The organism is Lysobacter soli (assembly GCF_009755585.1).
Lineage (GTDB): Bacteria > Pseudomonadota > Gammaproteobacteria > Xanthomonadales > Xanthomonadaceae > Lysobacter_J > Lysobacter_J soli.
Map to the genome: position 1 here is coordinate 3,408,862 of NZ_CP046603.1, position 20,911 is coordinate 3,429,772.

Sequence of the window (20,911 nt, forward strand, 5' to 3'; positions counted from 1 at the left end):
CGCTTCGCCGAATAACTAAACCCGAATCACGAATCCCGGCTTTCGACCATGCGAATCAAACGTTTCACCGCTCCCGACATGCGCACCGCGCTGCGCATGGTGCGCGACGAACAGGGTCCCGACGCGGTGATCCTGTCGAACCGTCCGACCGAGGACGGCATCGAGATCGTCGCGGCCACCGACTACGACGAATCGCTGGCGCAGCAGGCCCTGCGCGCCGCGTTGCCGTCGATGCCGGCCGCGCCGTCGCCGGTGGCCTCGCCGGTCACGCCGGCGACGGTGGCCGCGGTGCCGACGATGCGTACGTCGCAGCCGGCGATGGACGCGTCGCGCGCATCCATCTCCAGCGAGGCCGAAGCGCTGCGCGCGGCCGCGAACACCGAAGAGAAGACCCGCTTCGGTTCGCTCGCCGCACTGCTCACCAAGCCGTCGAAGTCCAAGCCCGCGTGGACGGCGCCGTCGAACGACGCGCCGGCCACCGACGCAACGCAGCAGGCCGACACCCGCGCCACCGTGGAGCGCATCGAGATGACGCAATCCGAACCCGCGCACGCCACGCGCGTGGAAGTCGAACGCGAGGAACCGGCCGTGGTCGCGCTGTCGGCCAAGGCGAAGGCGAAGGTCGCCGAGTCGCCGATCCGCGGCCGCGCCGTGTTCGCCATCGGCGACGGCACGCCGGTGCCGACCGCGCCGCGCGCATCGAAGGACGAAACGCGGGTCGCGGCATCGCTGCCGCCGCCGGACACCTCGCGCTTCGACGCGATGATGGCCGCACTGATTCCGCAGGGCGAAAAGTTCGAGGCGACCGCAGCTGCGCTTGCGCAGGCCGCGGTCGCACAAGAAGCAACAAGGGACAGCGTCACCGATCCGACACGGGTCGCGCCCACGGCTGCGGTCGTGATCGGTGACGCTGCACCCTCTCTATCGGCGCAGGCGGCGGAGTTTGAAGTGCCGGCGGCGCTTTCCGCGACGCAGGTCGCAGCGTCCGACCCGGCGCACGAATATCGCAGCCTGGCGGATCTGTGGAGCGATGAGGCTGTGCTTCCCTCTCCCGTCGGGAGAGGGATCGAGGGTAAGGGGCGCAATCACGATCACGGCTCCGATGTCGCTGCCGCTGGGGGTTCTGCCTCTTACGTCGATCTGCTGACGACCCACTCCGTTGCCCCTCACCCCAACCCCTCTCCCGAGGGGAGAGGGGCTGAAGCCGCCCCGACCCACCTTCACGCCGTCGCCGACCAACGCGATCCCTCGTTCATCGCCATGCGCGACGAACTGGCGACGATGCGTGCGCTGATCGAGCGCGAGCTCGGGCAGCTCACCGTCGAGCGTCTGCGCGGTTCGCCGGCGCGTGCGGCGGCGTTCGACATGCTGGTCGGGTACGGCTGCGACGAAAATCTGGCGCAGACGATCGCCGGCCGCATCGACGCCCGTCTCGACCCGGCACAGGTCCGCGAACCGATGCTGGAAGAACTGGCGCGCGCGATTTCCGTCGCCCGCCACGAACCCATCGACGACGGCGGCGTGATCGCCCTGGTCGGTCCGACCGGCGCCGGCAAGACGACCACCGCCGCCAAGCTCGCCGCGCGCTTCGCCCAGCGCCACCGCGCACGCGACGTCGCCTTGGTCACCACCGACACCGAACGCCCCGGCGCCACGGAGCAACTGCACATCCTCGGCCGCCGCCTCGGCGTGACCGTGTGCGAAGCCGCCGGCCCGGAGGCGCTGAACGACGCGCTCGACCAGCTGGCCGACTACCCGCTGGTGCTGGTCGATACCGCCGGCCACGGCCTGCGCGATCGCGCCCTGCTCGGCCAGATCCTCTGGCTGCGCGCCGCCAAGCGCGTGCGCAGCCTGCTGGTCCTGCCGGCCAACACCAACGCCCACGACCTGGGCGAAGTGGTCCGCCGCTACCGCCCGGCCTCGCCGGAAGGCGTGGTCCTGACCAAGCTCGACGAGACCGGCCGCCTGGGTTCGCCCCTGTCGGTGCTGGTCCAGCAGGGCCTGAGCCTGGCCTACACCACTGACGGACAGGCCGTCCCGACGGACATCGCCGCCGCCGACGCAACTCGTCTGGTTTCGACCCTCGAGAAAGTGCGACGTGCTGCCGATAACCCCCTCGGGTCTCTCGAACTGACGCAACTCAAGCCCCGCCCCGTGACCCTCCCCACCGAGGACCGACATGCATTCGCCAGCTGATATCAACGCCATTCCCGCCGCCAACGGCACCGCACGCCCGCCCGTGCGCGTGATCGCCGTGGCCAGCGGCAAGGGCGGCGTCGGCAAGACCTCGGTATCGGTGAACCTCGCCATGGCGCTGGTCCACGCCGGCCAGCGCACGTTGCTGCTGGACACCGACCTGGGCCTTGCGAACGTCGACGTGATGCTCGGCCTGTCGCCGCAGTTCACGCTCGCCGACGTCTTCGCCGGCCGCTGCGAGCTGCAGGACACGCTGCTCGAAGGCCCGCGCGGCCTCTGGGTCGTGCCGGCCGCCTCGGGCAAGCGCCACATGACCGAACTGCTCCCGCAGCAGCACATCGGCCTGGTGCACGCCTTCTGCCAGCTCGACCTGCCGCTGGACGCGATGGTGGTCGACAACGCCGCCGGCATCTCCGACAGCGTGCTGACCTTCTGCCAGGCCGCGCAGGACGTGATCGTGGTGGTCTGCGACGAACCGGCTTCGGTCACCGACGCCTACGCGCTGATCAAGGTGCTCAGCCGCGAGCGCGGCGTGACCCGCGTGCAGGTGCTCGCCAACCAGGTCAACAACGCCATCGAGGGCAAGCAGCTGTTCGAGAAGCTCGAACGCGTCAGCGCGCGCTTCCTCGACGTCACGCTGCATTACCTCGGCGCGGTGCCGCGCGACGAATGGCTGCGCCGCGCGATCCAGCGCCAGGAAGCCGTCGTCGAAGCCTTCCCGGGCTGCCCGTCGGCACTGGCCTTCCGCGACATCGCGCGCCGCGCCAACAGCTGGCAGTCGCCGGTCGGCCCGCGCGGCGGCGTGGAGTTCTTCATGGAGCGCCTCGTCGCCCACGGCGCCAGCGCCGCCAGCACCAACGATCCGTTGAGGAGCGCCGTCGCATGAACGCCGCCGCCCAGCACTACAAGGCGACCCAGCGCGCGGCCGACACGGTCAACGCGACGGAAGTCGTCGAGAAGCATGGCGAACTGGTGCGCCGCATCGCGCACCACCTCGCCGCGCGACTGCCCGCCAGCGTCGAGATCGACGACCTGATCCAGGCCGGCATGCTCGGCCTGATCGACGCCGCCCGGAATTTCCAGGCCGACCAGGGCGCCGCGTTCGAGACGTACGCGTCGATCCGCATCCGCGGCGCGATGATCGACGAGATCCGCCGCGGCGACTGGGTGCCGCGCTCGGTGCATCGCCGTTATCGCGACGTCGTCGCCGCCACGCGCGAGGTCGAGCAGAGCACCGGCCGTGCCGCGACCGCGCAGGAAGTGGCCACCCGGCTCGCCGTTCCGCTCGACGAATACCACCGCATGCTCGAGGACGCCGCGCGCGGCCAGCTCATCAGCCTGGAAGCGCACGTCGACGAACACGATGGCGAACCGCACCTGGGCGGCCACGCCGGTGCGACGCCCGCGCGCGAGTTCGAACAGGTCGCCTTCAAGCAGGCGCTCGGCGCCGCGATCGGCAACCTGCCCGAACGCGAGCAGCTGGTGCTGTCGCTGTACTACGAGCAGGAACTGAACCTGCGCGAGATCGGCGCGGTGCTCAACGTTTCCGAATCGCGCGTCTGCCAGATCCACGGCCAGGCGATGTTGCGCCTGCGTTCGCGACTGGGCGAATGGCGCGGCTCGCACAACGACGACGACGACGAGTTCTGACCCGCTTCCGCATCAACGCCTGATATCCCCTTTCGCACCAGAGCAAGCCCACATGGACAAGAACATCCGCATCCTCATCGTCGACGACTTCTCGACCATGCGCCGCATCGTCAAGAACCTGCTCAACGACCTGGGCTTCTTCAACACCGCCGAAGCCGACGACGGCATGACCGCGCTGGTGGAACTGAAGAAGGCGCCGTACGACCTGGTCGTGACCGACTGGAACATGCCGGGCATGCCGGGCATCGACCTGCTCAAGGCGATCCGCGCCGACGCGTCGCTGGCGAAGATCCCGGTGCTGATGGTCACCGCCGAGGCCAAGCGCGAGCAGATCATCGAAGCCGCGCAGGCCGGCGTGAACGGCTACGTCATCAAGCCCTTCACCGCCGCGACCCTGGAAGACAAGCTCAACAAGGTGTTCGAACGCCTGGGAGCGGCCGCGTGATCGACGCGCCCTCCTGCGAGAAGGCGCTCGGCGGTGAAGACAGGCAGGCCGTCATCGGTCGCCTGCATGCGGCGCTGTGGGCGCTGGAACACGACGACCTCGCCGGTTGGCGCAGCAACGTCGACGCGCTGATCCAGTGGCGCAGCCAGCCGCTGGTGCAGGGCCTGGCGAAGCTCGCGCGCGAACTCGACACCGCGCTCGGCAACGGCAGCGCGAATCCGAACGCCTCGCTGCCGGAAGCCTGCGCGCGCCTCGAGCACGTCGTGCACGTGAGCGAGGACGCGAGCCACCGCACGCTCGACCTCATCCAGGAATGCGGCGTGCTGCTGGGCACGCTGCCGGATGCGTCGACCGAGGAACAGGCCGCGACCATCGCCGCGATCCGCTCGCGCATGTCGGAAATGACCGCCGCGCAGGGTTACCAGGACCTGACGGGCCAGATCATCCGCCGCGTTGTCGAACTCGTCCGCGCGGTGCACGCCGGCCTGGGCGAGATCACCGACAGCGAGGCGACGCCCATCCACCTCAACCACAACAACCGCGGCTACGGCCCGTCGGTGGCGGGCGTGGACCCGACGCCCGCGACGCAGGAAGACGCGAACGACCTGCTGTCGTCGCTGGGGCTTTGAGATGCACTCAGTGCCTTCGCTCCTGCTCGTCATTCCCGCGAAGGCGGGAATCCAGCGCCTTGCGTGCGCCGGGGCGAAGTCACTGGATTCCCGCTTCCGCGGGAATGACGTAACTGGAATGAGATCCACATGAGCGCCATCGCCAACGACATCGCCGCCGACTTCCTGATCGAAGCGCGCGAGATCCTCGACCAGCTCGGCGAGCAGATGGTCGCGCTGGAACACGCGCACACCGATCGCGACGCGCTCAACGCCGTCTTCCGCGGTTTCCACACCATCAAGGGCGGCGCGGGCTTCCTCGACTTCGGCCCGATGGTGGAGATCTGCCACGCCGTGGAGGATCGCCTCAACGTCGCGCGCGACGGCACCGTGCCGATGGACGCCGAGGCGTTCGACGGCGCGCAGCAGTCGCTGGACCTTCTGGTGGACATGCTCGCCGCCATTTCCAACGGCGAGGAACCCGAACATGCGCCGCCGGCGCTGCTGAAGTCCCTGCGCGACGGCACCGGCGCCGGCGCGACGCACATGCCGACGCTGTCGCCCAGGCCGGCGAAAGCCGCGCCCGCGCACGGCGACCTCGACGCCGAATTCGACGCGATGCTCGACCAGTTTCACGGTGCTCCCGGCACGGCGCCGAAGCCGGCCGCCGCGCCGGCGCCCGCGCGACAGGCGAAGGCGCCCGCCGCGAACGCACCTGCGAAGGCCGAAGACCCCACCGTCCGCGTCGACGTGCGCCGCCTGGACGCGATGGTCGATCTCGTCGGCGAACTCGTGCTCGCGCGCAATCGCCTCAAGACCATCCGCCCGCGCCTGCGCGACGAAGACCTCGACCGCGCCGTGACCGCGCTCGACGTCGCCACTTCGCGCTTGCAGTCGGCGGTGATGATGGTGCGCATGCAGCCGGTCGGCCGCGTGTTCGCGCGCTTCCCGAAACTCGCGCGCGACGTCGCCCGTCAGGTGAAGAAGTCGGTCGAACTGGAAATCGTCGGCGCCGAGACCGAACTGGACCGCAACCTCGTCGAAGCGCTGGCCGATCCGCTGGTGCACCTGGTGCGCAACGCGATCGACCACGGCATCGAATCGCCCGAGGCACGCCGCGCGGCCGGCAAGCCCGAACAGGGCACCGTGCGCCTGTCGGCGCAGCAGGAAGGCGACCACGTTTCGATCGAAGTCAGCGACGACGGCGCCGGCATCGACCCGGAAAAGATCCGCCGCAGCGCGATCAAGAAGGGGCTGATCGATTCCGATGCCGCCGCGCGCCTGACCGCGGACGAATGCCTCAACCTCATCTTCATGGCGGGTTTTTCCACGCGCAGCGAAGTCAGCGACCTGTCCGGGCGCGGCGTCGGCATGGACGTGGTGCAGTCGAAGATCCGCGAACTGTCCGGCCAGGTGCAGATCCATTCGGAAGTCGGCCGCGGTTCGCGCTTCGCGATCCGCGTGCCGCTGACGCTGGCGATCCTGCCGACGCTGCTGATCGAACTGGAAGAGGACGTCTACGCGCTGCCGCTGGTGCGCGTGGTCGAAGTGCTCGCGCACGACCGAATCGAACCGCTGTGGGTGGACGGCCAGCGCATGCTCGACCTGCGCGACCAGCCGCTGCCGCTGATCGAGCTGCGCACCTGGCTCGGCCTTGCGCCGCAACCCGGCGCGGCGACGACCTGCGTGGTGCTGCAGTCGGGCGATTCGCGCTTCTGCCTGACGGTCGATCGCGTGCGCGGTCGCGAGGAAGTGGTCATCAAGGCCCTGCCCCGCACCCTGCGCGGCCTGGCCGGTTACGCCGGCGCCAGCCTGGTCGGCGACGGCCGCATGGCGCTGATCCTGGATGTCGACGCGCTGCTCAGAACGGGACTGCGCGGCTCAAGTAGTGCGGGCAGGGACCGTTAAGACTCCTGACGCATCCGATCCGTAAACCACACGTCATTCCCGCGAAAGCGGGAATCCAGCGTCTTCCGCATGCCGGGCAAGGCACTGGATCCCCGCTTTCGCGGGGATGACGAGGACAAAACCCCACGGACGTTCCCAACGATGGACAGACTCAGCCTCATAGGCATCGTACTGGCGCTGGTGGCGCTGATCGGCGGCAGCATCCTCAAGGGTGCGGGCCTGTCCGGCCTGTGGTCGCCGGCGGCGTTCGTCATCGTGATCCTGGGCACCATCGCCGCGATCCTGGTGCAGACGCCGATGGCGACGTTCAAGCGTGCGCTGAACATCGTGCGCTGGGTGTTCCGTCCGCCGGTGCAGGATCGCCCGGCGATGATCGCGCGCCTGGTCGAGTGGTCCACCGTCGCGCGCCGCCAGGGCCTGCTGGGCCTGGAGGCCGAAGTCGCCGCGCAGGACGATCCGTTCGTGCGCAAGGGCCTGCAGATGGTCGTCGACGGCGTGGAGCCGGAGCACATCCGCTCGATGCTGGAAATCGAACTGCACGGCCAGTCGCAGCGCGACCTCGCCGCGGCGAAGGTGTTCGAGGGCGCCGGCATCTATTCGCCGACGCTGGGCATCATCGGTGCGGTGCTGGGCCTGATGGCGGTGATGAAGAACCTCGCCGACCCGAGCAAGCTCGGCCACGGCATCGCCGCCGCGTTCACCGCGACGATCTACGGCATTGGCCTTGCGAACCTGATGCTGCTGCCGATGGCGGCCAAGCTGAAGGGCCTGGTGAACCAGCAGGCCGACGAGCGCGAGATGATCATCGAAGGCCTCATCGGCATCGCCCAGGGCGAGAACCCGCGCAACATCGAAGCGCGCCTCAACGGCTTCGTGGTCTGACGGAGCACGCACAGCCATGGCCGGGCGCCGCCGCCACCAGCACGAAGAACACGCCAACCACGAAGCGTGGGCCATTCCGTATGGCGACCTGATCACGCTGCTGCTGGCCTTCTTCGTGGTGATGTACGCGATCTCCTCGATCAACGAGGGCAAGTACCGCGTGCTGGCCGACGCGCTGTCCTCGGCGTTCGGCGGCCCGCCGCGCACGGTCTCGCCGATCCAGCTGGGCATGCACCAGCTGCGCGGTTCGGCGTTCGACCGGCCGTCGCTGGTGACGCCAGGCTCGAAGTCCGGCCCCTCCTCGTCCACGCCCATCGCCTCGCCGCGCATGAAGCAGGTGCTGGACATGCCGACCTTCGGCGCGAGCGGGAAGGACGCCGCGCGCGAAGTGTCGGAGCGCGAATCCGCGCAGGGCGAGCAGCTGCATTCGATCGGCCGCCGCATCCAGGAAGCGCTGTCGGAACTGGTGAAGCAGAAGCTGGTCACCGTGCGCCGCAGCTACAACTTCCTGGAAGTCGAGATCCAGAGCGACATCCTCTTCGCCAGCGGCGTCGCCGCGCCCAACCCGCAGGCCGTGGACACCGTGCGCCGCATCGCCACCGTGCTGGCCGGCGAACCCAACGCGATGCGCGTGGAGGGTTACACCGACAACATGCCGATCGCGACGGCGCAGTTCCCGTCGAACTGGGAACTGTCGACCGCGCGCGCGGCGAGCATCGTCCATGTGATGTCGCAGGCCGGCATTTCGCCGAGCCGGCTCGCGGTGGTCGGTTACGGCCAGTACCAGCCGATCGCCGACAACGCCACGCCCGAAGGCCGCAACGCGAACCGCCGCGTGCTGCTGGTGATCCTCGCCAGCCCGCAGGGGCCGGATGCGATCGAAGACCGCGGCCCGGCGAGCATCGCGATGGACGAGCCGGCCGACGAAGCACCGGGCGTCGATGCCGATCTCTACCCGGCCGTGAAGGCGCCCGGCGCCGCGGCCGCCGCCGCACGCGCGCATGCCGCCGGAAACGAAGGCATCGCCGCCGACACCGCACGCGCCGCCGCCGCGGCACGAACCAATTCCTCCACCACTCAACCGGGAGCGGGCTGATGCGCGCCTGGGCTATCGCCAACCAGAAGGGCGGCGTCGGCAAGACGACCACGTCGCTTTGCCTCGCACGCGGGCTTGCTACCGCGGGAAACCGCGTGCTGCTGCTCGACCTCGATCCGCACGCTTCGCTGACGCGCGCCTTCGAGATCCCCGCCGATCCGCCGCCGTCCGGCACCCACGACCTGTTCGTCGGCAACGGCGTGGGCCTGCTCGAACTGGCGCGCTACACGCACGTGCCCGACCTGCAGGTCGTGGCCGCGCAGCCGGCGCTGGCGACGCTGGAACGCCGCGGCGCGACGCAGCCGGGCCTCGGCCTCGCGCTGGGTCGCGCGCTGCACACCGTGCGCGAGGTCTACGACTACGTGCTGATGGACTGCCCGCCCACGCTCGGCCTGCTGATGGTCAACGCGCTGGCGGCGGCCGATCGCCTGATCGTGCCGACGCAGACCGATCCGCTCGCGCTGCACGGCCTGGCCGACATGCTGCGCACGGCGGAGATGGTCGAGCGTTCGCGCCGTCGCCCGCTGCCGCGCCACGTGCTGCCGACGCTGTTCGACCGCCGCACGCGCACCGGCGTTGCGAGCCTGTACGAGCTGCAGGACCGCTACGGCGACCGCGTCTGGCCGTATGCCGTGCCGATGGACACGCGCCTGCGCGACGCCTCGGCGCTGGTGCAGGCCGCGCCGCCGGATGGCCGCGGCGTCGACATGTACCGCCGCGCGCTGAAGTGGCTGCTGGAGCAGGAAGCCGCCGGCGAACAGCACAAGGAAGCGGCGTGACCCCTCACCGTCGTTCCCGCGAAGGCGGGAACCCTTGGCCGTCCGCTGGCATGCGATTCGCAGGGCAACGTCCATGGCTCCCCGCCCGCGCGGGGACGACGCGCTCTTTGCTGGACATCTGACATGAACCACCCCGCCCTCGACGCCTACCTCGACGAACTGCTCGACCTCAACGTCGACGCGGTCGCGCCCGCGCCCGTCGCGGCGAACGCGCCGGTGATGGCGGTCGATGAGCCCGCTTCCGATCCGGTCGATGCCGACATTCCGGCACCGGTCGCGATGCCGCCCGGCATCGATGCGAATCTGCTGGCGGAGCTGGATTCGGATCCGCTGTTCGCCGCGCAGCAGCCGCCTGAAGCATCCGCGGCGCCGCTCATCGACGCGGGCCTGCTCGCCGAGCTCGACAACGACCCCCTGTTCGCCGCGCTGACACCCGCGGTCGCGAACGACGTCGCGCCCGCGGTGCCGCAGATCGATCCAGGCCTGCTGGCCGAACTGGATTCCGATCCGCTGTTCGCCGCGATGCTGGCGTCGAACGAAGCCTCGACGCCGGACATTCCGGGCATCGACCCGGGCCTGCTCGCCGAACTCGAATCCGACCCGCTCTTCGCCGCGGCCATGGCCGAACCGTCGCCGCCGCCCGCGCCGCCGATGCCTGTCGCAGCGCCGAGGCCGGCACCGGCGGCGCCGCGCAACGCGATGCCACCGGCCGAGCCGCGCGGCCTGCGCCCGGTCGAAGTAACGCCGCCCGCGCTGATGCCGACAGTGACGACCACGCACCGCTGGCTGCGCGTGGCCGTGGGCGAGGACAGCTACGCCGTCGAACTGCTGCGCGTGCAGGAAGTCGGCCGCACCGTGCCGATCGTCGCCATGCGCGGCGCCGCGCCGTCGGTGCTGGGCGCGATGAACCTGCGCGGCCGCATCGTGCCGGTGTTCGACCTGGGCCTGTGGCTGGGCACCGGTCGCGTCACGCCCGACGAGCGCGCGCGCATCGTCGTGGTGGAACGCGACAACGAACTGATCGGCGCGCTGGTGAGCGCGGTCGACGACGTCGTGACGCTGGGCCCGGACCGCATCGAACCGCCGCTGATGGCCTCGCCGTCGCGGGCGATCGTCGGCGTGGCGCGCGTGGTGGCGAAGCCGACGGTGTTGCTGGATGCGAATGCGCTGTTTGGGTGAGGCAGGCCGCTTACGCGGCACTGCCGCGTGGCCTGCCGAACGACCGGCCATGGATGGACGGGCCGGGCGTTCCGGGACCTGAAGCGTCGCGCCATGGATGGCAGCAGTGGGTCCGATCGAAGCGGTTGCAAACGCCCGCCACGCCGCCGCTCAAGTCCCCGCTTCCCGCGCCGTTATCCCCTTCGAATGACCACGGCGAACCGCACACAGCCATGAACGCACTGTCCCTACCCTCCGACCTCGGCATCGAACACGTCGCCGACCTGCAGGCCGCGCTGCGCCCGCACCTGGAGGACGCCGAACCGCTTTCGCTCACCGGCGATGCCGTCGAGCGCGTGCACACGGCCGGGCTGCAGATGCTCCATGCCTTCGTGCGCGAACGCGCCGCGCTTGGCCTCGCGACCGTCGTGACCGGCGCATCGCCGGTGCTCGCCGACGCCGCGCGCCAGCTCGCGCTCGCCAAGAGCCTCGGCGTCGACGCGCCGACGGCCTGATCCCATCCCCACCTCTCCTTTCAACTTCCAACAGAAGCCGGCCACGATGTCCAAGAACCTGCTGATCGTCGACGACTCCACCTCCATGCGGCAGATGGTCGCCTTCGCCCTGACCGGCGGCGGCTTCAACGTCCGCGAAGCCGAGGACGGCCAGGCCGCGCTCGACGTCGCCAAGACCCAGCGTTTCGACGCCGTGGTGACCGACGTGAACATGCCGCGCATGGACGGCATCGAACTGATCCGCCAGCTGCGCCAGCTGCCGGACTACCGCTTCACGCCGCTGCTGATGCTCACCACCGAATCCGGCGGCGACAAGAAGGCCGAAGGCAAGGCCGCCGGCGCGACCGGCTGGCTGGTCAAGCCGTTCGATCCGGAGCAGCTGCTCGCCACGGTCCGCAAGGTCCTGGGCTGATCCGTCTCCGTCCTTCCGCCTGATCCGACCAACCGAGCCGTCACGATGGACATCACCCGCTTCCACGCCGCCTTCTTCGAGGAAAGCCGCGAAAACCTCGATGCCATGGAGGCGGGCCTGCTCGCGATGGAATCCGGCTCGGCCGACGGCGAGACCATCAACGTCGTCTTCCGCGCCGCGCATTCGATCAAGGGCGGCGCGGCGACGTTCGGCTTCACCGCCATCAGCGAACTGACGCACCAGCTGGAAACGCTGCTGGACGAAGCGCGCAGCGGCCGCCGCCAGCTCGACGCCGACGCGATCGGCGCGCTGCTGGTCTCGGGCGACGCGCTGCGCGGCCTGCTCGCCGCCGCCGAACACGGCGATGCGATCGACACCGAAGGCCTCAAGCGCGCGCACGACGGCCTGGCGAAGATGATGGGCCGCGAAGTCGCCGCGACGACGAAGGCCGCATCGAAGGAGCCGGAAATCGCCGAATGGCGCATCGGCTTCAAGCCGGCGCCGTCGCTGTTCCTGTCCGGCAACGACCCGCTGCGCATCCTGCGCGAACTGGCCGGCCACGGCGAACTGGGCGTCACCGCGCTCGACAACACGCTGCCGAAGTTCTCCGAACTCGATCCGTACGAAGCCTACATCGCGTGGGACCTCATGCTGCCCGGCAGCGTGCCGCGCAGCGCCATCGACGACGCGTTCGCGTGGGTCGAGGACCAGTGCGAACTGGCGATCGAAGGCATTCCCGCGACATCCGCCATCGCGCCGCCGCCGGCGCCGGTCGACAGCGACAACGTCGTCGCGCTCGACACGCGCGCGAACAGCGACGCGCGCAAGGCCACGACCGCCGACGCGGGCGATACCTCGATCCGCGTCGCCGTCAACAAGGTCGATGCGCTGATCAACCTGGTGGGCGAACTCGTGATCACCCAGGCGATGCTGCGCCAGCGCTCCACGCAGCTGGACCCGGTTGCCAACGAACTGCTGCTGTCCGGCCTGGAACTGCTCGATCGCAACACGCGCGACCTGCAGGAAGCCGTGATGGGCGTGCGCATGCTGCCGGTGGAGTTCGCCTTCAGCCGCTTCCCGCGCATGGTGCGCGACCTCGCCGCGCGCCTGGACAAGAAGGTGCGCCTGCGCACCAGCGGTGAAGCGACCGAGCTGGACAAGGGCGTGATCGAGAAGATCGTCGATCCGCTCGTGCACCTGGTGCGCAACTCGATCGACCATGGCCTGGAATCGCCCGCCGACCGCCGCGCGGCCGGCAAGGACGAAACCGGCACGATCAGCCTCAACGCGCAGCACCAGGGCGGCCACATCGTCATCGAAATCACCGACGACGGCCGCGGCCTGGATCGCGAACGCATCCTGCGCAAGGCCGCCGAACGCGGCCTGCCGATCGGCGACAACCCCACCGACGCGCAGGTGTGGGACCTCGTGTTCCACCCGGGCTTCTCCACCGCCGAACAGCTCACCGACCTCTCAGGTCGCGGCGTCGGCATGGACGTGGTCAAGAAGAACATCGCCGCGCTCGGCGGCCAGGTCGAGATCCGCTCGAAGAAGGGCACCGGCACCACGGTGTCGATCCGCCTGCCGCTGACGCTCGCCATCCTCGACGGCATGACCGTTGCCGTCGGCGGCGAAGTCTTCATCCTGCCGCTGAATTCGGTGATCGAATCGCTGCAGCCGGCCGCGGGCGACATCCGCACCATCGCCGGCGAGGCGCGCGTGCTGCGCGTTCGCGAGGACTACCTGCCGCTGGTCGACCTCGCCGCGCAGTACGGACTGTCCGGGTCGCATCAGGGCACCCACGCCAGCAACGGCATCGCGGTCGTGGTGGAAGCCGACGGCCAGCGCCTGTCGCTGGAAGTGGACGAACTGCTCGGCCAGCAGCAGGTCGTGGTGAAGAACCTGGAAGCCAATTACCGCCGCGTGCAGGGCATTTCCGGCGCGACGATCCTGGGCGACGGCCGCGTCGCGCTGATCGTCGACGTCGGCGGCCTGGTGCAGGCGCAGCGCATGCCGCAGGCGGCGTGATCGAACAGCAGCAAACCGGATACGAACGAGACACCCACATGAACGACATCACCGCCACCATCGAATCGGCCGACGAGTACCTCACCTTCGCACTGGGCGAGGAGGAGTACGGCGTGGAGATCCTGAAAGTCCAGGAAATCCGCGGCTACGACACCGTCACCCGCCTCCCCGACGCGCCCGAGTACATCAAGGGCGTGATCAACCTGCGCGGCACCATCGTGCCGGTCATCGACATGCGCCTGAAGTTCCGCCTCGCGAAGGCCGAATACAACGCGCTGACGGTGATGATCGTGCTCAACGTCGCCGACCGCGTCGTGGGCATGGTCGTGGACAGCGTCTCCGACGTGGTCCGCCTGGAATCCGAACAGATCCGCCCGGTGCCGGAAATCGGCGCGACGATCGACCGCCAGTTCATCACCGGCATCGGCACGCACGGCGAACGCATGCTGATCCTGCTGGAAATCGAGAAGCTGATGACCAGCGCCGAGATGGGCCTGGTCGCGCACGCGAACGCGGCTTGATGATTAAAACGAAACGCCCCCTCTCCCGCTTGCGGGAGAGGGCTGGGGTGAGGGCGAGTAGGACGACATCGCTGGATTGCCCTCACCCCAACCCCTCTCCCGCACGCGGGAGAGGGGCTTAGCAACAGCACGAAGCGACACAGAACAGCAAAACAACACGCATCACGCATCACGCAGTACCGAAAACAAAAACAACGCCAAAAAGCACGCCAGGCGGAGCGAATCCGCCAAGCCAGCCGCGTTGTGCCCCACCCAAGGTCCGCCGCCCCCAGGGCGATCTTTCGTGAGTCCACAAATCAACGCTATGTCCTGCGCCGCATGGGATCTGCGGCGCGTTCGATTTGTTTCACAGGGAATGAAGAGGACCCGCCATGCGTTCCAATCGCCAGCCAGCCGCGGCAGCGCTTTCCGTGCCCGCGGCCCCGTCGCTTCTCCGTCGCCTCGTCTCGGCGTTCTCCGCCACCCGCGCGCCCTCGTCGGCCAACGACGCGCGCATCCATGACATGGAAGGCCGCATCCGCGCGATCGACCGCGTGCAGGCGGTGATCGAATTCGACCTCGACGGCACGATCACGCACGCCAACGAGAACTTCCTGCGCACGCTGGGTTACCGGCTCGACGAGATCCAGGGCCGCCATCATTCGATGTTCGTCGACCGCGAGCACGCAGGCAGCGACGAGTACCGCGCTTTCTGGGCCAAGCTCGCGCGCGGCGAGTTCGATGCCGGGCAGTACCGCCGCTTCGGCAAGGATGGTCGCGAGATCTGGATCCAGGCCTCGTACAACCCGGTGTTCGACAGTGCGGGCCGTCCGCGCAAGGTCGTGAAGTTCGCCACCGACATCACCGCGCAGAAGATGCAGGCGGCCGATTTCGCCGGGCAGCTGGCGGCGATCAGCAAGTCGCAGGCGGTGATCGAATTCGACCTGACCGGCCGCATCCTCTCGGCGAACGAGAACTTCCTGGCCACCACCGGCTACACGCTGGACGAAGTGCGCGGCCAGCATCACTCGATGTTCGCCGAGGAGGCCTACCGCAACAGCGCCGAGTACCGCGAGTTCTGGACCAAGCTCGGTCGTGGGCAGTTCGACGCCGGTGTGTACCGGCGCCTCGGCAAGGGCGGTCGCGAAGTGTGGATCCAGGCCTCGTACAACCCGATCTTCGACATGAACGGAAAGCCGTTCAAGGTCGTCAAGTACGCTGCCGACATCACCGCGCAGGTGCGCGACACGCATGCGCTGCAGCGCGCGGTCGAGCAGACGCACGTGGTGGTGAACGCGGCGAAGGACGGAGACCTCACGCGCCGCATCGAGACCGCCGACAAGACCGGTTCGATCGCGCAGCTGTGCGAGGGCATCAATTCGCTCGTCGATGCGATGGCCGGCATCCTCGGCCAGATCAAGGTCGCCGCCGACACCATCGGCGAGGGCGCGCGCGAGATCGCCGCGGGCAACACCGACCTGTCGCAGCGCACCGAATCGCAGGCGGCGTCGCTGGAGGAAACGGCCTCGTCGATGGACGAGATCACCAGCACCGTGCGCCACACCGCCGACAACGCGCGCCAGGCGAACCAGCTCGCGATCGAGGCCACCGCGATCGCCTCGCGCGGTGGCGATGCGGTGCACGGCGTGGTCGACACCATGTCGCAGATCAGCCAGTCGTCGAAGAAGATCGCCGACATCATCGGCGTGATCGACGGCATCGCGTTCCAGACCAACATCCTCGCGCTCAACGCCGCCGTGGAAGCCGCGCGCGCCGGCGAACAGGGCCGCGGATTCGCGGTGGTCGCCAGCGAAGTGCGCTCGCTCGCGCAGCGTTCGGCGACGGCGGCCAAGGAGATCAAGCACCTCATCGGCGATTCGGTCGAACGCGTGGGTGCCGGCACGCGACTGGTGGAAAGCGCGGGCCGCACGATGGACGAGATCGTCGGCAGCGTGAAGCGCGTGGCCGATCTCATCGGCGACATCAGCGCCGCGACGCTGCAGCAGAGCGCCGGCATCGAGCAGATCAACCAGGCCATCGCGCACATGGACCAGAGCACGCAGCAGAACGCCGCGCTGGTCGAGGAAGCCTCCGCCGCCGCCCGCAGCATGGAGGAACAGGCATCGGACCTGATGCAGACCGTCGCGTCCTTCCGCCTGAGTTCTAACGCGCCGCAGTATCTGCGGGCGGCGAATGATTGACGGATGAGCCTCTGCCAACGATAGACGTACGCCGCTTGAGCCCCTCTCCCATCGGGAGAGGGGTTGGGGTGAGGGGTAACGGAGCGACTGTGGTGAACAGCCACTGCCGCAAAGCGCTGCGTTGTTACTTCGTACGTTCGGTGCAGAAGCCAAATGGATTCCAGCTTTCGCTGGAATGACGGAAGCGGTGGTTCGCCCACGCCCGGAGTGCCCACACGCTGTAGGCCTGGATCCCGGCCTTCGTCGGGATGACGGTGCCTTGAGCCCCTCGCCCATCGGGAGAGGGGTTGGGGGTGAGGGGTAACGGAGCGGTTGTGGTGAACAGCTGCTGCCGCACAGCGCTGCGCCGTTGCTCGTACGTCGAACAGCAGAAGCCAAATGGATTCCAGCTTTCGCTGGAATGACGAAAGCGGTGGTTCGCCCACGCCCGGAGTGCCCACACGCTACAGGCCTGGATCCCGGCCTTCGCCGGGATGACGGTGCACTAGCCCCTCTCCCATCGGGAGAGGGGTTGGGGTGAGGGGCAACGAAGCCGTACCGGTGAACAGCCACTGCCGCACAGCGCTGCGCTGTTGGTCGAAGAGCGCAAGCCAAATGGATTCCAGCTTCCGCTGGAATGACGAATGTGGTCATTTGCCCACGCCCGGAGTGCCCACACGCTACAGGCCTGGATCCCGGCCTACGCCGGGATGACGGTGCCCATGGGATGACGGCGCTTGATGCGTTCGCGTTAGCGTTCGGGCTCGCGTAGGCACTCCCCAACCGCGACCCACACCCCACTTCGCCCATTCAGCCAGAAACTTGCCCAATCCAGCGGATTTGATCTGCATCAAACGCGCCTGCTGCCGATAACACGTGCAAGACGCGCTCCCGCGTCGAGTAACCAATCGCGGTGTAGTGCATGTCGAACCTGTTCCGCTTCTCTTCCCTTTCGCTGCGCGCGAAGTTCGCGTGGATGATCGTCACGCTGTCGCTGGGGCTGGTGGTGCTCACCGGCATCGCCGTCGAACGCAACTACCACGGCCAGATCGCCGATGAACGCGCGCGGCTGCATACGCGTGTCGGCGCCGGTCTCGCGCTCGTGCAGCGCTATGCCGACCTCGCGCAGGCCGGAAAGCTTCCCGAGGACGTCGCAAAGCGCGAGGCGCTCCACGCGCTCTCCACGCTGCGCAGCAAGGGCGGCACCGATTACCTCTGGGTCAACGACGAGCATCCGCGCATGCTCATGCATCCGCACCAGAAGCAGCTCGACGGCAAGGACCTCACCGACTACGTGAGCCCCGACGGCAAGCGCATCTTCGTGGAGATGGCGAAGGTCGCGCGCGCGGGCGGCGGTTTCGTCGACTACCAGTGGGCCAAGCCCGGCGTCGAAGGGCCGGTCGAAAAGATTTCCTACGTCGAACACTTGCCGCGCTGGGGCTGGGTCATCGGCAGCGGCGAGTACACCGACGACATCGCCGCGCGCGCATGGCGTTTCGGCGGCACGCTGCTGATCGCCGCGTTCTTCGCGCTGGCCGCCGTGATCGCGCTGAGCGTGCTGATCGCTCGCAACATCGCCGGTTCGGTGCGCGGCGCGACGCAGGCGGCGCAGGCGATGGCCGACGGACGATTCGACCTGGTGATCCATACCGAACAGCGCGACGAGATCGGCCAGCTGCAGCAGGCGCTCGAGCGCATGTGCCGCCGCCTGGAGGACTACTCGCTCGCGCAGGGCGAGATGGCGCGCCGTCACGATGAAGGCGAAATCAGCTTCCGCATCGACGAATCGGCCTTCCCCGGCGCGTACGGCACGATGGTGCGCGATACCAACGGGCTGGTCGCCTCCCACATCGAGTCGATCCAGCGTGCGCTGCGCATCATGGAGCGCTACGCGGTCGGCGACCTGTCGCAGGACATGGACCGCCTGCCCGGCGAGAAGGCAGTGCTGACGCGAACCATGGATTCGGTGAAGGCCAACCTGCGTGCGATCAACGCGGAAATCCAGCGGCTTTCGGCCGCCGCCGCGGACGGCGATTTCACCGCGCGCGGCGACGCGACGCGCTTCGACCATGATTTCCGCACGATGGTGGAGACGCTCAATCGCCTTATGTCGACCGCCGACGGAAACCTGACGGCGCTGTCGTCGCTGCTGCGCGGACTGGCGCAGGGCGACCTGCAGTCGCGGATGCGCGGGGATTTCAACGGCGTGTTCGCGCGCATGAGCCAGGACGCGAACGAGACCGTGGATCGTCTTGCGCAGATCGTGGGCGGCATCCGCGAAGGCGCCGACGCGATCGGCAGCGCGGCGTCGGAAATCGCCGCCGGCAACGACGACCTGTCGCGACGCACCGAATCCCAGGCGGCCGCGCTGGAGGAAACGGCCTCGTCGATGGAGGAACTGACCTCCACCGTGCGCCAGAACGCCGACAGCGCGCGCGACGCGAACGAGCTGGCGCGCGAGGCGGCGCAGGTCGCGTCCGAGGGCGGCGCGATCGTCAACCGCGTGGTGCGCACGATGAGCGCGATCAGTGAATCGTCCAGCCGCATCGGCGACATCATCGGCGTGATCGACGGCATCGCGTTCCAGACCAACATCCTGGCGCTGAACGCCGCGGTGGAAGCCGCGCGTGCGGGCGAACAGGGCCGCGGCTTCGCGGTCGTCGCCGGCGAGGTGCGTTCGCTCGCGCAGCGTTCGGCGAACGCGGCCAAGGAGATCAAGCAGCTGATCACCGACTCGGTGGTGGAAGTGCAGCAGGGCACGCAGCTGGTCGACCAGGCCGGCCGCACGATGCAGGGCATCGTGACCAGCGTGCGCAAGGTGAGCGACATCATCGCCGACATTTCGGCTGCATCGAACGAACAGACGGCGGGCATCGAGCAGGTCAACGGCGCGATCACGCAGATGGACGAAGGCACGCAGCAGAACGCCGCGCTGGTCGAGCAGTCCGCCGCGGCCGCCCGCAGCCTGGAACAGCAGGCCGCGCAACTGGTGGAAGCGGTAGCGGTGTTCCGCGTCGGCCGCGCGGGCCCGAGCGCCGTCGCCGTGGGCGCGGAACTGGCGCGGATCGCGGGGCGGCGGTGAGGTTGGTGTCGAAGGCTGACGCTGGCGTTTGATCCCGCTTTCGCGCGGTGCTCTTAGCCCCTCTCCCACCGGGAGAGGGGTTGGGGTGAGGGGTAACGAAGCGGCACCGGCGAACGACCGTTGCCGCACAGCGCTGCGATGTTGCTTCTCACGTCGAGCGCAGAAGGAAAATGGATTCCAGCTTTCGCTGGAATGACGGTGCGGTTGGTTCGCCGTTGCCAGAGTGCCCACACGTAACGAGCCTGGATCCCGGCTTCCGCCGGGATGACGGCGGTCAAGCCCCTCTCCCACCGGGAGAGGGGTTGGGGTGAGGGGTAACGGAGCGGTAGCGGTGAACGACATTTCCGCACGGCGCTGCGGTGTTGCTTCGTGACGCAGCCGCAGAATCAAAATGGATTCCAGCTTTCGCTGGAATGACGGTGCGGTGGTTCGTCGCCTCCGGAGTGCCCACACGTGACCGCCCTGGATCCCGGCTTTCGCCGGGATGACGACGTGGTTGTTCACTTCCTAGAGCCCGAACGTTGCGCGCCTGGGTCCCGGCGTTCGCCGGGATGACGGAAGTTGAGCCCCTCTCCCGCCGGGAGAGGGGTTGGGGTGAGGGGCAACGAAGCGGTAGCGGTGAACGACGATTCCCGCACAGCGCTGCGATGTTGCTTCGTGACTAAGCCGCAGAATCAAAATGGATTCCAGCTTTCGCTGGAATGACGGTGCGGTGGTTCGCCGCATACGGAGTGCCCACACGTGACCGGCCTGGATCCAGGCTTTCGCCGGAATGACGACGTGGTCGTTCACTCCCTATAGCCCCAACGTTACGGGCCTGGGTCCCGGCTTTCGCCGGGATGACGGTGTGGTTGTTCTGACGGATCACGGACGACAGAACGACAGAACGACCGATAGCGGCCCCGTCAGACGCTCGGGTTAAGCTCCCCGCTCGCGGCACGAAGCCGCACAGGGGAAAACTCGATGGACCACATCCGCATCACCACGACGCTGCGTGCGTCGTTCGCCAGCTTGCTGCTCGCCAGCGCCTTCGCCGCCGTCGCGAAGGACGACGGAACGAGACAACTCCCGCCCGACGTGCAGGCCACCGCGGAGGGCATCGCCCAGGGGCTGCTGCAGGTGCAGGAGACCGACGTCGAGCTGTCCTGCGGCAAGGCCGTCGAGAACGCCCGCTACGGGCTGGAGACGATGCTCGAGGTCGGCCAGAAGAACGCCGACGGCGGCTACATCGACCGCGCCGGCTTCGAGGCCCAGGCGGTCAAGCTGCGGGCGGCGCTGGCCGAAGTGACGCCGCAGGATTGCGCCGATGCCACCGGCGAGAAGCAGGCCTTCTACCGCTGCATGTCCAGCGACTACAACCACGTCGCCGCCTGCGCGAACGCCCACCGCTTCTGAGCGGCGCGCGACGCTTGGACAAAAGAAAAGCGCGCCGTTTCCGGCGCGCCTTCCTGTAAACGGCGATGTCGGGAGAG

17 protein-coding genes are annotated in these 20,911 nt (G+C 68.5%); all 17 read left to right on the plus strand.

Annotation, left to right across the window (positions count from 1 at the left end; translation table 11 throughout):
- The first annotated feature begins 48 nt into the window (after nt 1-48).
- Nucleotides 49-2,196: an AAA family ATPase gene (locus GOY17_RS15560; protein WP_157031071.1), complete on the plus strand. Its 2,148-nt coding sequence runs from the start codon at nt 49-51 to the stop codon at nt 2,194-2,196.
- Complete coding sequence (locus tag GOY17_RS15565) at nt 2,180-3,082, plus strand: MinD/ParA family protein (RefSeq protein WP_115844905.1); 903 nt, start codon at nt 2,180-2,182, stop codon at nt 3,080-3,082. Before GOY17_RS15560 ends, GOY17_RS15565 begins: the two co-directional genes overlap by 17 nt.
- The gene (locus GOY17_RS15570) at nt 3,079-3,846 is read left to right on the plus strand and encodes an RNA polymerase sigma factor FliA (protein ID WP_115844907.1); all 768 of its coding nucleotides are present in this window, start codon (nt 3,079-3,081) and stop codon (nt 3,844-3,846) included. The genes GOY17_RS15565 and GOY17_RS15570 overlap by 4 nt, the downstream gene beginning before the upstream one ends.
- Before the next feature lie 52 nt (nt 3,847-3,898).
- Nucleotides 3,899-4,291 (plus strand): chemotaxis response regulator CheY, encoded by a 393-nt coding sequence (gene cheY, locus GOY17_RS15575; RefSeq protein WP_115844909.1) that lies wholly within the window; start codon nt 3,899-3,901, stop codon nt 4,289-4,291.
- Nucleotides 4,288-4,920, plus strand: a complete 633-nt coding sequence (locus GOY17_RS15580; RefSeq protein ID WP_157031072.1) for a protein phosphatase CheZ — start codon at nt 4,288-4,290, stop codon at nt 4,918-4,920. The genes cheY and GOY17_RS15580 overlap by 4 nt, the downstream gene beginning before the upstream one ends.
- Nucleotides 4,921-5,049: 129 nt before the next feature.
- Nucleotides 5,050-6,807: a chemotaxis protein CheA gene (locus tag GOY17_RS15585; RefSeq protein ID WP_157031073.1), complete on the plus strand. Its 1,758-nt coding sequence runs from the start codon at nt 5,050-5,052 to the stop codon at nt 6,805-6,807.
- A gap of 141 nt (nt 6,808-6,948) precedes the next feature.
- Nucleotides 6,949-7,689, plus strand: a complete 741-nt coding sequence (locus tag GOY17_RS15590) for a flagellar motor protein (RefSeq protein ID WP_115844916.1) — start codon at nt 6,949-6,951, stop codon at nt 7,687-7,689.
- A 16-nt stretch (nt 7,690-7,705) separates the two neighbouring features.
- Complete coding sequence (motD, locus tag GOY17_RS15595) at nt 7,706-8,785, plus strand: flagellar motor protein MotD (RefSeq protein ID WP_157031074.1); 1,080 nt, start codon at nt 7,706-7,708, stop codon at nt 8,783-8,785.
- Nucleotides 8,785-9,564, plus strand: coding sequence for a ParA family protein (locus GOY17_RS15600; RefSeq protein WP_115844918.1), 780 nt, complete (start codon nt 8,785-8,787; stop codon nt 9,562-9,564). The genes motD and GOY17_RS15600 overlap by 1 nt, the downstream gene beginning before the upstream one ends.
- A gap of 123 nt (nt 9,565-9,687) precedes the next feature.
- The gene (locus GOY17_RS15605) at nt 9,688-10,743 is read left to right on the plus strand and encodes a chemotaxis protein CheW (RefSeq protein ID WP_157031075.1); all 1,056 of its coding nucleotides are present in this window, start codon (nt 9,688-9,690) and stop codon (nt 10,741-10,743) included.
- A gap of 212 nt (nt 10,744-10,955) precedes the next feature.
- Nucleotides 10,956-11,237, plus strand: a complete 282-nt coding sequence (locus GOY17_RS15610; protein ID WP_115844922.1) for an STAS domain-containing protein — start codon at nt 10,956-10,958, stop codon at nt 11,235-11,237.
- Between the two features lie 46 nt (nt 11,238-11,283).
- Nucleotides 11,284-11,649: a response regulator gene (locus GOY17_RS15615; RefSeq protein WP_115844924.1), complete on the plus strand. Its 366-nt coding sequence runs from the start codon at nt 11,284-11,286 to the stop codon at nt 11,647-11,649.
- A gap of 45 nt (nt 11,650-11,694) precedes the next feature.
- Complete coding sequence (locus GOY17_RS15620; protein WP_157031076.1) at nt 11,695-13,677, plus strand: chemotaxis protein CheW; 1,983 nt, start codon at nt 11,695-11,697, stop codon at nt 13,675-13,677.
- Nucleotides 13,678-13,715: 38 nt separating this feature from the next.
- Entirely contained in the window at nt 13,716-14,198 is a 483-nt protein-coding gene (locus GOY17_RS15625) for a chemotaxis protein CheW (protein ID WP_115844928.1), read from the plus strand.
- Between the two features lie 371 nt (nt 14,199-14,569).
- On the plus strand, nt 14,570-16,378 hold the full coding sequence (locus GOY17_RS15630; protein WP_157031077.1) for a methyl-accepting chemotaxis protein: 1,809 nt from the start codon (nt 14,570-14,572) through the stop codon (nt 16,376-16,378).
- A gap of 901 nt (nt 16,379-17,279) precedes the next feature.
- A complete protein-coding gene (locus GOY17_RS15635) occupies nt 17,280-19,439 on the plus strand; it encodes a methyl-accepting chemotaxis protein (protein WP_157031078.1) in 2,160 nt (719 codons plus the stop codon).
- A 963-nt stretch (nt 19,440-20,402) separates the two neighbouring features.
- Nucleotides 20,403-20,834 carry a hypothetical protein gene (locus GOY17_RS15640; RefSeq protein ID WP_157031079.1) on the plus strand — a complete coding sequence of 144 codons (432 nt, stop codon included), beginning with the start codon at nt 20,403-20,405 and terminating at the stop codon, nt 20,832-20,834.
- Nucleotides 20,835-20,911 lie beyond the last annotated feature (77 nt).

Excerpts from the sequence above, each read along its gene's own strand:
- GOY17_RS15560 (WP_157031071.1), top strand. The coding sequence starts at position 49 with ATGCGAATCAAACGTTTCACCGCTCCCGACATGCGCACCGCGCTGCGC.
- GOY17_RS15565 (WP_115844905.1), top strand. The coding sequence starts at position 2,180 with ATGCATTCGCCAGCTGATATCAACGCCATTCCCGCCGCCAACGGCACC.
- GOY17_RS15570 (WP_115844907.1), top strand. The coding sequence starts at position 3,079 with ATGAACGCCGCCGCCCAGCACTACAAGGCGACCCAGCGCGCGGCCGAC.
- cheY (WP_115844909.1), top strand. The coding sequence starts at position 3,899 with ATGGACAAGAACATCCGCATCCTCATCGTCGACGACTTCTCGACCATG.
- GOY17_RS15585 (WP_157031073.1), top strand. The coding sequence starts at position 5,050 with ATGAGCGCCATCGCCAACGACATCGCCGCCGACTTCCTGATCGAAGCG.
- GOY17_RS15590 (WP_115844916.1), top strand. The coding sequence starts at position 6,949 with ATGGACAGACTCAGCCTCATAGGCATCGTACTGGCGCTGGTGGCGCTG.
- motD (WP_157031074.1), top strand. The coding sequence starts at position 7,706 with ATGGCCGGGCGCCGCCGCCACCAGCACGAAGAACACGCCAACCACGAA.
- GOY17_RS15600 (WP_115844918.1), top strand. The coding sequence starts at position 8,785 with ATGCGCGCCTGGGCTATCGCCAACCAGAAGGGCGGCGTCGGCAAGACG.
- GOY17_RS15605 (WP_157031075.1), top strand. The coding sequence starts at position 9,688 with ATGAACCACCCCGCCCTCGACGCCTACCTCGACGAACTGCTCGACCTC.
- GOY17_RS15610 (WP_115844922.1), top strand. The coding sequence starts at position 10,956 with ATGAACGCACTGTCCCTACCCTCCGACCTCGGCATCGAACACGTCGCC.
- GOY17_RS15615 (WP_115844924.1), top strand. The coding sequence starts at position 11,284 with ATGTCCAAGAACCTGCTGATCGTCGACGACTCCACCTCCATGCGGCAG.
- GOY17_RS15620 (WP_157031076.1), top strand. The coding sequence starts at position 11,695 with ATGGACATCACCCGCTTCCACGCCGCCTTCTTCGAGGAAAGCCGCGAA.
- GOY17_RS15625 (WP_115844928.1), top strand. The coding sequence starts at position 13,716 with ATGAACGACATCACCGCCACCATCGAATCGGCCGACGAGTACCTCACC.
- GOY17_RS15630 (WP_157031077.1), top strand. The coding sequence starts at position 14,570 with ATGCGTTCCAATCGCCAGCCAGCCGCGGCAGCGCTTTCCGTGCCCGCG.
- GOY17_RS15635 (WP_157031078.1), top strand. The coding sequence starts at position 17,280 with ATGTCGAACCTGTTCCGCTTCTCTTCCCTTTCGCTGCGCGCGAAGTTC.
- GOY17_RS15640 (WP_157031079.1), top strand. The coding sequence starts at position 20,403 with ATGGACCACATCCGCATCACCACGACGCTGCGTGCGTCGTTCGCCAGC.